Genomic DNA, 12,920 nt, shown 5'->3' with positions numbered 1-12,920 from the left:
AGCCTATCAGGCGCCGCTAAAGCCTCTCATGATACCACGGTTCGAGTTCCTTATAAAATCAAGGATCTCATCGCGCACTTCGGTTGGTTTCTTTTCTGCTTCTATGATATCTAAAGCCGCTGTTACATTGTAGTTTTTTACAAATAAGGTTCTATAAATGTCCTGTATCTCGTTAATCTCGTCAGAACTATAACCGCGGCGTCTCAAGCCAACAGAATTGATCCCAACGTACGACAGAGGCTCTCTTGCAGCTTTAACATAAGGAGGAACGTCTTTTCTAACCAGCGAACCACCGGTTACAAAAGCATGCGATCCTACGTTACAAAACTGGTGGATAGCAACCATTCCGGCCAGAACTACATAATCACCTACTGTAATGTGGCCGGCCAGAGTAGTGTTGTTCGAAAATATACAGTAATTCCCAACCTCACAATCGTGAGCGATGTGACAATAAGCCATTATAAGGCAGTTGTTACCAATTTTAGTCCTCCAGCGATCCTTGGTACCACGATTGATGGTTACACACTCCCGAATGGTGGTGTTATCACCTATTTCAACGATGGTATCTTCGCCATTATATTTCAGATCCTGAGGAGCACCAGAAATAACTGCCCCCGGGAATATCCGGCAGTTCTTGCCAATTCTGGCGCCGTCCATAATAGTAACATTAGGACCAATCCAGGTTCCTTCCCCTATTTCGACGTTTTTATGGATAGTAACAAAAGGCTCGATAACTACGTTGTCTGCTATTTTTGCCTGCGGGTGTATGTATGCCAGCGGTTGGATCATTATGCGGTTTCTTCTGTGGGTCTTCTTACTATCTGTGCCATTAATTCTGCTTCAACGACAATTCTGTCGCCTACTATGCCTATTCCTTTCATCTGTGCAATACCTCTCCGGATCGGAGCAAGCAGGTCACACTGGAAGATTAAGGTATCTCCTGGCACTACTTTATCTTTAAATCTTGCGTTTTCTATCTTCAGGAACAGGGTTATCCAATTCTCAGGGTCGGGAACGGTGTTTAACACCAGAATTCCTCCTGTTTGAGCCATGGCTTCGATTTGAAGCACCCCAGGGAATAAGGGAGAGCCCGGAAAATGTCCTTTGAAGAACTCTTCGTTCATGGTGACATTCTTCAAACCAACTACATGCGTTTTAGTGAGTTCAAGGATTTTATCAATTAAAAGAAAAGGCTGACGATGTGGAAGGATGTTCATGATCTGTACCGTATCATAAACAGGGGTAGCATTCGGGTCGTAAATTTTAACCTTCTTTTTGCTGCGTTCTTTTTTTATTTGCGCCTTGATCCTTTTAGCGAAAGCCACGTTTGCCGCATGTCCGGGTCTGGCGGCCATAATGTGCCCCTTTAGCGGCACACCTACCAAAGCCAGATCACCAATCATATCTAATAATTTATGGCGGGCGGGCTCATTTTGATGCCTCAGTTCGATATTGTTTAAGATACCTTCTTTGGCAACATCAATATCTTTTTTCTTGAATAACACGCCCAGCTTCTCCAGCTCCTCTTTGCTTACCTCCTTATCAACCACGACGATGGCGTTATTTAAGTCGCCGCCTTTTATCAAATCATGTTCCAGCAGCATTTCCAGTTCGTGCAGGAAGCAAAAGGTACGACTTGAAGAGATTTCTTTCTTAAATTCGGTGATGGTTGTAATGGCTGCATGCTGACTTCCTAATACCGGCGAATTATAATCAATCATGCAGGTAAAGCGATAATCATCTAAAGGCATAGCCACCATTTCCACTTTTCTGTCGGGTTCAGAATAGTGAATGTTATGCGGAATGTGGTAATATTCTCTTTCTGCTTCCTGCTCCTCAAAATCGGCGGCTTCAAGCGCTTCGATAAACTTAAGTGAACTGCCATCCATGATAGGTGTTTCAGGCCCGTCAAGTTCAATTAAAACGTTATCTACTTCCAGACCCACCAGAGCAGCCAATACATGTTCTACGGTATTTACGCTGGCTCCATTTTGCGAAAGGTTTGTACCGCGGGATGTATCAGTAACATTGTCGACGTCGGCCTCCACTATAGGCTGGCCTTCAATATCAATGCGTTTAAATTTGTAGCCGTGGTTCTCGGGTGCCGGCTTAAATGTCATGTTTACAGATTGACCTGTGTGCAATCCAGTTCCGGATATCGTAATCTCCGATTTAATCGTCCTTTGTTTTATCGTCATTTCTCCAGGATATCAGCTATTCTGTATTTTTTTGTCGAAGCTTGAGTTCAAGTTCCTCTATTCTGCGTTCCAGATCAGGTAATCTGTTAAGAACCACCTGTGCTCGCATGTGCTGGTTATATGTAGTTGCTGGCGCACCCGCCCATTTCTTCCCTTCTTCTTCGATAGACCGGCTAATGCCCGATTTAGCCTGAATTTGTGTACCTCTGGCCAAAGTAATATGGCCTACAATACCAACCTGGCCGCCAATCACGCAATTTTCTGCAATTTTTGTACTTCCAGACACGCCGGTCTGGGAGGCAATTACCGTATTTGCTCCGATGTCCACGTTATGCGCCAGCTGGATTAAATTATCGAGTTTCACTCCCTTTCTGATGATAGTCGAACCCATTGTCGCCCGGTCAATCGAGGTATTAGACCCAATTTCCACGCTATCTTCAATAATTACGTTTCCGATCTGGCTTACTTTAGTGTACGTTCCATCTGCCTGCGGAGCAAATCCAAATCCGTCGCTACCAATTACAGTGCTCGAGTGGATAATTACGTTATTTCCTATTTTACAATCGTAATAGATTTTTACTCCCGGAAAAAATGTGGAGTTTTCTCCAACTTCCACATTATCGCCAATATAAACCTGTGGATAAATCTTGGAGTTATCGCCAATAACGGCGTTGGCTCCTATGTAGGCAAAAGCTCCTACATAAACATTTTGTCCAAGAGTTGCCGTAGGATGAATAAATGAAGGCTCTTCTATTCCTGATTTATCGCGTTTTAGTGTGTTGTATTGATCCAGAAGGATGGAGAAAGCACTGTAGGCATCTTTCACCCTGATGAGGGTACTCGTATAAGGTGCCGTAGGAACAAAGTCTTCTCCTACGATCACGATTGATGCTTTCGTTTGATACAAATACTGCTCGTATTTCTTGTTGGCAAGGAACGAAAGGCTCCCCGGTGTGGCCTCTTCGATTTTTGCTAATTGGTCTACTGTAACGTCCGGATCTCCATCCACAATGCCATTGAGTAAAATTCCGATCTGTTGGGCAGTAAATTGCATCGCCGCAAATTTAGGTGTTATTAGTATATGAACAAATTTTGAAGAAATTACTTCAAAAAAGAATCAGAGTTTTACTCTTCTGTGTGTTTTAAATCTTTGACAAAGCAAAGTATGTGTTTTTCAACGGTATTTGAAAGCGCTTCAAGGCTCGAATTATCCGAAGCTTTCGCAATGTCTTTTACGGTTCCATCTTTCATTAAAATATTAATATTTTCTGCTCCTGCCCTGTAAGCGTTATTCTTTAAAGTATCTGTAAATACAAAGTAAGATACCTCATTTTCCGCAATTGGATACATTTCCATCGCTTTAATTACAAGTGAAGCTTCAAGTTCTTTGTCTGGCGGCTCATTTGTTATTTCAACATGATAAAGATTCCGGCTTAAAAGACTCTTGCACAAAGTTGACAGGATAAAATCATCGTCAGATGCCCATACTTTAACGGAAGTGTAAATGTCGTAATCGTCTAAAAGAGTAAAGCATTCGAGAGTTTGAGGGTTCTCTTTGAAATCGACCTTCGTTACCTGGTTGTTTAAGAAATAAGAAAAGTTCGGTGTGGCAAAAAGCGTTTTCCCGCGCCCGGCCAGATATTTGGCTCGGTCTAAGATTTTAACAAGCATTTGCTCCGCAGCAACCACAGTTTTATGCAGGTATACCTGCCAGTACATTAGCCTGCGTGCTATCAGGAACTTTTCTACAGAATATATTCCTTTCACCTCTATCGCCAGTTGCCCGTCGGCCACATCAAGCATTTTTATGATTCTGTCGAATCCTACAATCCCTTCTGATACTCCGGTAAAAAAGCTATCGCGATTGAGATAGTCGAGCCTGTCTATGTCCATTTGGCCAGATACCAGCTGATGTAAAAATGATTTATGATACTTATTATTGAAAATATCGAGCGCCAGCGAAAGCTTATTATCGAACTGGCGGTTCAGATTATCCATTAGCAGTACGGAAATATGCTCATGTGATATTCCTTCTACAATAGTGTGTTCTAAGGCATGCGAATAAGGTCCGTGCCCGATATCATGCAGCAATATGGCGATGGTAACCGCTTCTTCTTCTGCCGAACTTATATCATGTCCCTTGGTTTTTAGCGTTTCGATAGCCATACCCATCAAATGCATGGCACCTAAGGCATGGTGGAAACGTGTGTGCAATGCACCGGGATATACCAAATGTGTCATCCCCAATTGCTTTATGTTTCGAAGACGTTGGAAGTATGGATGTGCAATCAGGTCAAAAATAAGATCTGAAGGAACGGTGATAAAACCGTATACCGGGTCGTTAATAATTTTCTTCTTATTCAAAATATAGTGGTGCCCTGCAAAAATTGTTAATTTATCTGATACAAAAAACTACTTTTACTGTTATACCTGTGCAACACAAAAAAATACTTAAATAATGCAAGAAACTACAATTCTTTGGGCCGATGACGAAATAGATTTACTCAAGCCTCATATTATGCTCTTAAATGAGAAAGGCTATAATGTAAAGACTGTTACAAACGGAAACGACGCCCTGGATGCCTTTAAAGCAGGCTTTTACGACTTAGTGTTTCTTGACGAGAACATGCCGGGTCTTACCGGACTGGAAACCCTGGCCGAGATAAAAAATATTAATCCGGATGTTCCAATTGTTTTGATCACCAAGAACGAAGAAGAATATTTGATGGAAGATGCCATCGGTTCAAAAATTGATGATTATCTGATAAAACCCGTAAATCCGCGCCAGGTTCTTTTAACAATAAAAAAGCTGACTGAAAATAAGAAGCTCATTCATCAGAAAACTTCTATGGCTTATCAACAGGATTTCCGTACCCTGGGAATGACGCTTAACGACAACCTGAGCTTTACAGAATGGGTTGACGTTTATAAAAAGTTACTTTATTGGGAGCTTTCGCTTGAACAGCTCGAAGATAGCGGGATGCATGAAATTCTCACTATGCAAAAGTCTGACGCAAACATGCAGTTCTGCAAGTTTATCGAGAAAAACTACCTGGGCTGGTGCAAGGATCCTGAATCCGGACCAATCATGTCCGATCAGCTATTAAAGAAAAAGCTATTCCCTATACTCGATAATAAGACAACCTTTTTTATCCTGATAGATAATCTGAGATACGACCAATGGAAAATAATTAACTCTCTGATTACCGAACACTTCAGGCTGGAAGAAGAAGATACTTATTACAGCATTTTACCAACGGCTACCCAGTATGCCCGAAATGCTATGTTCGCCGGACTTATGCCTCTGGAGATGGAAAGGAGATACCCCTCTATGTGGCAGAATGATGAAGACGAAGGGGGAAAAAACCTTTTCGAAGAGCAGTTTCTGGAAGATAATCTAAAACGGAACTTTAAAAGAGATCTTAAGCATTCTTATACCAAAGTCCTGACCTTTGAACAGGGTAAAGCCGTTGTCGAAAACATCAACAACCTTCTTACTAATGAACTGAACGTAATCGTCTACAACTTTGTCGATATGCTTTCGCATGCACGCACAGATATGGCAATGATCAGAGAACTGGCGAACGATGAAGCTGCGTACCGCTCGTTAACGCTATCATGGTTTGAGCATTCGCCTTTACTCGAAGCGATCAGAAAACTGGCTAATAAAAATGTACGTCTCGTAATAACTACCGATCATGGTACCATCCGGGTGAAACATCCCAGTAAGGTAATAGGCGACAGGAATACCAATACCAACCTGAGATATAAGCAGGGCAAAAATCTAAACTTTGTTGCCAAAGATGTTTTCCATATTAAAAATCCGCACGAGGCCCATTTACCTAAACTTCATGTGAGCTCGAGTTTTATTTTTACAAAAGAAGATACTTACTTCGTTTACCCGAATAATTACAATCATTTCGTGAACTATTACAACGAAACCTTCCAGCACGGAGGCATTTCTCTGGAAGAAATGATAGTACCTTATGCGGTTTATAATCCAAGATAGAACAGCATCAATATCTTTGTGAAATGGAATTAAAAGTTTCGGGCCTTGATGAATTGCCGGAGGCCGCTGCACAACTACTGGAACACGCGGGGGACCATCGCATATTTCTTTTTTATGGCGAGATGGGTGCAGGCAAAACAACATTGATCAAATCGTTGTGTACTTTATTAGAAGTAGAGGATACGGTATCTAGCCCCACGTTTTCGATTGTTAACGAATATTCGGGAAATAAGGGAACTGTATACCATTTTGATTTTTACCGCATCAAAACTGAAAGCGAGGCATTGGATTTGGGCTATGAAGACTACTTTTATTCGGGAAATTACTGCTTTATTGAGTGGCCGGAAAAAATCCCTAACCTGCTTCCGGATGAATTTGTGGAATTAAAATTGCTGCAAACTTCAGAGAATGAACGTGTAATTAAAGTCAAAGTACTCAATTGATCATTATATTATCTGTAAGTAAATCAGATTTCGTATTTTCAGCACACTTTTTTAGAAGCTAACCATGATGAGTGAACTGTCTGACATTGCAAAGCAAGCCATGATGCAGCCCCAGGAGGCAATGCTCGAGACCAAAACACGTAAGAACAGCCTTTACATTGGCATTCCTAAAGAAACTTCTTTCCAGGAGAACCGGATTGCACTCACACCGCTTTCGGTGGCTTTATTAGTTAATAACGGCCATGAAGTAGTGATCGAATCGGGAGCCGGAATGGGCGCGAACTTCTCTGATAACGATTACAGCGAACAGGGCGCGAAGATTCAATACGACAAGAAAGAAGTATTCAAGGCAGATATCATTATAAAAATTGGCCCGCCCACTCAGGAAGAGATCGGACTGATGAAACCCTACCAGGTTTTATTTTCGACACTTCAGATGGGATCGCTTAAGGCAGACTGCCTTGAAGCGATGATGAAGAAAAAAATAACCGCACTCTCTTACGAGTATTTGCGTGATGAAGGCGGTTCGCTGAGCGTAATCCGCTCAATGAGTGAAATTGTGGGCGCAACCTCTGTGCTCATTGCTGCGGAGTATTTAAGCAATGTTTTTGATGGAAAAGGTTTAATGCTCGGCGGCATTACCGGCGTACCTCCTACCGAAATGGTGATTCTGGGCGCAGGAACCGTTGGAGAATACGCTGCGCGCACAGCAATTGCACTGGGCGCAGAAGTAAAAGTATTCGACAGTTCTATTTACCGGCTAAGAAGGCTCCAGAATAATATTGGAGCCAGAGTTTTCACATCAGTGATACAACCGATCGTATTAAATAAAGCAATTACCACCTGCGATGTAGTGATTGGAGCCATCCGCTCCTCAAACGGCCGAAGCCCCTGTATTGTTAACGAAGAAACTGTTAGCCATATGAAACCGAACTCGGTGGTTATAGACGTAAGTATAGACCAGGGCGGCTGTTTCGAAACATCGCGAATAACTAATCATACGCATCCGGTTTTTAGAAAATATGAGGTTATTCATTATTGTGTTCCAAATATCGCCTCGCGGGTTGCAAGAACTGCAACCTATGCACTTACCAATATTTTCACTCCTATTTTGATGGACATCGGCGAAATGGGTGGAATCATGAACGTTATATGGGAAAAATCAGGCGTCCGGAATGCCATTTATCTGTATCAGGGCCATCTTACCAATAAAGATCTTGCAGAGCGTTTTAATATTCCTCCAAAAGATTTGGAACTTCTTATCGTCTCAAACCGTTAAACCTATTTTACTTTATCACAATGAACCATCACTACAACTATCTTGCGAAAACTTTCGCAAGCCTCTTTTTAATGCTTGCTGTTTTTACCTCAAAAGCGCAAACCAATCTGGAACAAGGCACCGCAGCCTTTCTTAAAAACGACAAAGCTCTGGCAGCATCAAAATTTGCCGAGGCGCTAAAAAATCCCACGGAAAAGAAAGAAGCTCTATTATGGCTTTTATTATTGTCGGAGAATACGCCGGCTGCCGGTAAACCCTTCGATTTTTTCCAGGAATTTCTGAAAGAAGAACCACAAGCAGCGCCTTACATTTTTGCGCTGTGGTCTTCGCCGGCTGTAACCGATGGCTATTCCAGAAAAACGAATGAGAATCTCGCCTTTCTTAAAAAACTGGCCGAAAATAAAGAAGTCGACGGGAGCTTGAATGCTATGGCCCATTCTATGATAGGCAGCCATTACGAAAAGATAAAAAACAAGTCGGAAGCAGAAAGAGCTTTTGCCAAAATAGGAGCGATAGAAAACTGGACCATCGCTGGTGAGTTCGAAAATATCTCGGGAAGCGGCTTTGACAAAAACTTCGACGCCATTAAAAAACCTCAGACGGATGCTGTATTTACCAACAGATACGGCGCGCCGGTGAAATGGTTCAGTCCGCAATTTAACCGAAAAGATAAATGGTTTGATTTTACCTATTACGGCAACCCGATGGAAGCCGTCGTTTTCGCGCAAACCTTTGTTAATTCACCGGTTGAACAGGAAGTGCAGTTACGGGCTGGTGTATCTGGCTCTATGAAAGTGTGGGTGAATGATCAAATTGTTGTTTCGGAACCTGAAGAGCGCAATAATGACCTTGACTCTTATATTTCTTCTGTGAAACTGCATCAGGGATTCAATAGAATTTTAGTTCAGGTGGGTGAAAGCTATGCGGGCAGATCGAATTTTTTAATCCGGATCACCGACAATAAAGGCCAGCCTGTTTCTAATCTAACTGCTCAATCTAAGCCAGAAATCTATTCTGCAGAAAGCACTTTTAAACCCGTTCCGGTATTACCCTTTGCAGAACAATATTTCAGCAATAAAATCAAAGAAGATCCAAAAAATATCCTGAATTATATCCTGCTGGCTAAAATTTACCTACGCAGTGATAAGGTGTATGAATCGAGAAAGACGCTTGAAACGGTTAGAAAAAACCATCCAATGAGTACGTTTTTGAATCTTCTGATGGTTGAACTATTCGCGAGAAGCCAGGATAAAACCGGCCTTGAAAGCAGCCAGGAAGATATTAAAATGAATGATCCCGAAAGCGTTGCAGCACTGGAGTATTTATATGATGAATATGTGGCGAAAGAGGATTATGTGAAGGCCGAAGAATACCTGGCTAAACTTGAAAAGATCTACGGCGCCGGCGACAAAGAGATGCTGTCTAAAAGAATCAGCATGGCGGGTTATAATAAGAAACAGGTAGAACTAATCCGGTTGGCAGAAGAGGCTTATTCTAAATATCCAGACCAGCAGAGGTTTGTAGAATACAAGGTTTTGATTGAAACCGAAGTTAAAAAGAACAATAAAGCAGCGATTGAGGTACTGAAAAAATATCTGGCTCAGAATGATGACCTTTCAACAGCTTCTTCGCTGGCCAACATTTATTTTAAAACCGGCAAGGTAGACGATGGCATAAAGGTTTTTCAAAATGAAATAAATTATAACCCGGTTGCGGTTGGTATATACAGTAAGATGTCTGAGATTTATGTTCAACTGCAGAACTTTTCTAAAGCCGAAGAATACATTAAAAAAGCTATAGAAATGGCTCCTTACAGTGCGCCTTATCATTCACAACTGGCGAATATTTACGCCGAACAAGGAAAGAAAGATTTGGCTGCACGCTCGTATCAGAATTCTTTAACGTTATATCCAGCCGACTATACATCGATTCAGGAGCTTAGGAAATTAGAGAATAAAAAAGACGTTTACGATTATTTTAAACAATATAATATTGAAGAGATCATCAAAAAAGCGCCTGCGGCTTCAACTTATCCCGAAGATGATGTGGTAATTCTGAGCGAAAATGCCCAGACGGTAATCTATCCCAGCGGCGCTTCTGAAGAACGCCACATGATGCTTGCTAAGATTTTAAATAGTTCGGGGCTGGAGAAATGGAAAGAATATGCCGCAGAAGTGAAAAATTGGCAAAGCTATATCATAGAAAATTCTGAAGTGATTAAAGCGAATGGCAGCAAAGTTAAGGCGGAAGTAAATAACAACGAGATGGTATTTACTAATCTGGAGGTCGGCGATTGCATTTATGTTCGCTATAAAACATTCAACTATTCTAAGGGCCGCTTAGCCGATAAATTCTGGGACACCTTTTATTTTAGCCACAGCTATCCTTATGTTAATACCAGCTACAGCCTTTTAATTGCGAAAGGTCAAAAGATACACTACAATTTTTCACAAAAGAACGTTGAGCCTGTCAAATCTTCTGCGGGTGATGAGTTCGACTTATACCACTGGGAGCTTCAAAATCAGGAAAGTATAAAACACGAAGACAAAATGCCGGCATTCGACGATGTTGCTAATCTTCTGCACATTTCTACTATCCCTGACTGGAATTACGTTTCGACCTGGTACAACGACCTGGCATCGGCCAAAGCCAGACCCAATTATGAGGTTAAAGAAGCGGTGAAAACTATTTTTGACGGCAAAAAATATTCCGATACAGAGAAAGCGAAAATGATATACGATTATATCACCAGGAACATCACTTACAGCTCGGTGTCCTTTCGCCAAAGCGGATTAGTACCTCAGAATCCTTCAACCGTTTTAAATACGCGTATTGGCGATTGTAAAGATGTGTCGACGCTGTTTTTAGCAATGGCAAAGGAAGTGGGAATTAATGCCCAACTGGTGCTTGTAAGCACTAAAGACAATGGAATGAAAAGCCTTTTGCTTCCGTCGATCAATTTCAACCATTGTATGGTTAAGATAAAAACGGATGATAAGGTGAGGTATCTGGAATTAACATCTAACTATTTACCTTTTAGCAGCTTCAGCTCATCTGCCGTCAATTCGGTGATCTTAGACATCGATGATAAGACAGAAAAAAAAGAGATCAGATATTTAAACCCTGATACACGCAAGTTGAATAACATCTATCGATATACAAAAATCAATGTGGATAACGAAGATCTGGTGGTTTCAGAAAAAAACTACAAGGTTGGTGCTCTTTCTGGCTTTTCGCGCGAGAACTATATCAATTTAAGTGAAAAAGATAGAATGAAGTCTATGCAAGAATCGCTAACAAGCTGGATTCCTTCTGCAGAATTAACAAAGCTCTCGTTTGTTAACATTGAAAATACCGGTAACCGGGATACTCTGCATGTAGCCATAGATTACAAGCTTAAAAATGAAGTAAAAAAGATTGGCGGAATTGTAATATTATCGCTTCCCTGGTCTGACAAGGCACTGGCATCCGACATCTCTTTTACTACCAGCCCGAGGTTATTCCCCATTGATCTGTCCAAACTTTATAATATCGACACGGAAGCTGAGGAAATTACATTTCAGGTGCCTGCAGACAAAGTGCTGATCGAAAACATAACGCCGGTTAACCTTTCTAATGAGTATATAGATTATAGCTTGTCGGTTAAAGCAAACGGGAAATCGATATCGTATGCCCGCAGTTTCAAAATAAAAAACCCGATAATCCCGGCCGAAAAATCTTCTGAATTTAACGAGTTCTATAAAAAGATCATCGCTGCCGACAGCAAGCAAATCGCCTTGCGTTAAAAAGTTCCCGGCAGCTAAAACTGCCGGGAATTTATCCCCATATAAAACACTTTTATCTTTTCTTTCATTTATTGTTTTGAAGCATAGCGATAAATGAAACTGGATAAGCATTTTTTTAAAAACCTCTGGGCCATATTGGTGGGCAGCTACAATGGTTTCTGGAACGACAGGTGCTTTAAACTTTGTGCTGCCCTCTCGTACTACACCCTGTTTTCACTGGCACCATTATTATTGATGCTGATTTATTTTGCTGTTGAAATCTTTAAACAAGCAGCGTTTGAAGGCCAAGTATTTTATGAGATTAAGGGGTTTATCGGCCCCGAAGCAGCTCTGCAGATTCAGCAAATCATTCAAAATGCGGCAATTAAAGACGACTCATTCTGGACGGTTGTGGTAGGGCTGATTACTTTGTTTATCGGTGCTACCGGAGTGTTTCTTGAAATACAGGATTCGATTAATTTAATCTGGCAGGTTAAGGCCAAACCACAAAAAGGCTGGCTAAAGATGATCACAAACCGCCTTTTATCCTTTTCCATGATTGCGACTATGGGATTCCTCCTGATTGTTTCGCTGGTAATTAACGGATTGGTTGAAGCCCTGGGAGAAAGATTGAAAATTTATTTTGAAGACATTACGGTTTTTCTGGTCCAGGTCTTCAACCTTTGTCTCACCTTCGCCATCATCACCGTTCTGCTGGGTATCATATTTAAGTTTTTACCCGATGTGAAAATTAAATGGAAAGACGTGCGGGCTGGCGCAGTTTTTACAGCCATCTTGTTCATGCTGGGACGCTACGCCATCGGCCTTTACATCGATAAAGTAGCACCTGGCTCAACCTATGGCGCAGCCGGCTCGCTAATCGTGATCCTGGTATGGGTATATTATGCAGCCGCCATCCTCTATTTTGGCGCCGAATTTACACAGGTATATACCGAAAAGCACGGACGTAAAATCCAACCGGCCTCGTATGCCGTGCATATTCTTCAAACCGAACAAGAAAAGGATGTAAAAGTATTACCGAAGCAAAATCAGGATGTTGCAGGCGGCGACAAGCCAGGAAGTACATCCTGAATTGAAACCCGGCCTGATTATTGGATTTGAAGCCAGCCCGAATTCGTACAAGAAAGGCAACGCCATTCTACAAATGCATGAAACTTATCGAGTCTTTTCGCAAAAAATAATTTGGGCATCGTTACTAAGGATGGT

General features: G+C 41.6%; 9 protein-coding genes. 5 read left to right on the top strand and 4 right to left on the bottom strand.

Features of this window, described 5'->3' with window-relative positions; genetic code table 11:
- Positions 1-6: 6 nt before the first annotated feature.
- The 4 genes from lpxA to J3P43_RS03160 form a co-directional block, all read right to left on the bottom strand.
- Entirely contained in the window at positions 7-789 is a 783-nt protein-coding gene (gene lpxA, locus J3P43_RS03175; RefSeq protein ID WP_255898928.1) for an acyl-ACP--UDP-N-acetylglucosamine O-acyltransferase, read from the bottom strand.
- Positions 789-2,198 (bottom strand): bifunctional UDP-3-O-[3-hydroxymyristoyl] N-acetylglucosamine deacetylase/3-hydroxyacyl-ACP dehydratase, encoded by a 1,410-nt coding sequence (locus tag J3P43_RS03170; protein ID WP_255898926.1) that lies wholly within the window; start codon positions 2,196-2,198, stop codon positions 789-791. Before J3P43_RS03170 ends, lpxA begins: the two co-directional genes overlap by 1 nt.
- A 16-nt stretch (positions 2,199-2,214) precedes the next feature.
- Entirely contained in the window at positions 2,215-3,252 is a 1,038-nt protein-coding gene (lpxD, locus tag J3P43_RS03165) for a UDP-3-O-(3-hydroxymyristoyl)glucosamine N-acyltransferase (RefSeq protein WP_255898924.1), read from the bottom strand.
- 71 nt (positions 3,253-3,323) lie between these two features.
- Positions 3,324-4,562: an HD domain-containing protein gene (locus J3P43_RS03160; protein ID WP_255898922.1), complete on the bottom strand. Its 1,239-nt coding sequence runs from the start codon at positions 4,560-4,562 to the stop codon at positions 3,324-3,326.
- A 94-nt stretch (positions 4,563-4,656) separates the two neighbouring features.
- Between J3P43_RS03160 and porX the strand changes: the two genes are divergently transcribed.
- The 5 genes from porX (at position 4,657) to J3P43_RS03135 (ending at position 12,785) form a co-directional block, all read left to right on the top strand.
- Positions 4,657-6,207: a T9SS response regulator signal transducer PorX gene (gene porX / locus J3P43_RS03155; RefSeq protein ID WP_255898920.1), complete on the top strand. Its 1,551-nt coding sequence runs from the start codon at positions 4,657-4,659 to the stop codon at positions 6,205-6,207.
- Positions 6,208-6,230: 23 nt separating this feature from the next.
- Positions 6,231-6,650: a tRNA (adenosine(37)-N6)-threonylcarbamoyltransferase complex ATPase subunit type 1 TsaE gene (gene tsaE / locus J3P43_RS03150; RefSeq protein ID WP_255898918.1), complete on the top strand. Its 420-nt coding sequence runs from the start codon at positions 6,231-6,233 to the stop codon at positions 6,648-6,650.
- Between the two features lie 67 nt (positions 6,651-6,717).
- Positions 6,718-7,929 (top strand): alanine dehydrogenase, encoded by a 1,212-nt coding sequence (locus J3P43_RS03145; protein WP_255900180.1) that lies wholly within the window; start codon positions 6,718-6,720, stop codon positions 7,927-7,929.
- Positions 7,930-7,949: 20 nt separating this feature from the next.
- Complete coding sequence (locus tag J3P43_RS03140; protein WP_255898916.1) at positions 7,950-11,714, top strand: transglutaminase domain-containing protein; 3,765 nt, start codon at positions 7,950-7,952, stop codon at positions 11,712-11,714.
- Between the two features lie 93 nt (positions 11,715-11,807).
- Positions 11,808-12,785 (top strand): YihY/virulence factor BrkB family protein, encoded by a 978-nt coding sequence (locus J3P43_RS03135; RefSeq protein WP_255898914.1) that lies wholly within the window; start codon positions 11,808-11,810, stop codon positions 12,783-12,785.
- The last annotated feature ends 135 nt before the right edge of the window (positions 12,786-12,920 follow it).

Source organism: Paradesertivirga mongoliensis (genome assembly GCF_024436395.1).
Lineage (GTDB): Bacteria > Bacteroidota > Bacteroidia > Sphingobacteriales > Sphingobacteriaceae > Paradesertivirga > Paradesertivirga mongoliensis.
Note: the sequence above shows the minus strand (reverse complement) of the source record. Positions and strands in the feature narration are given on the sequence as shown.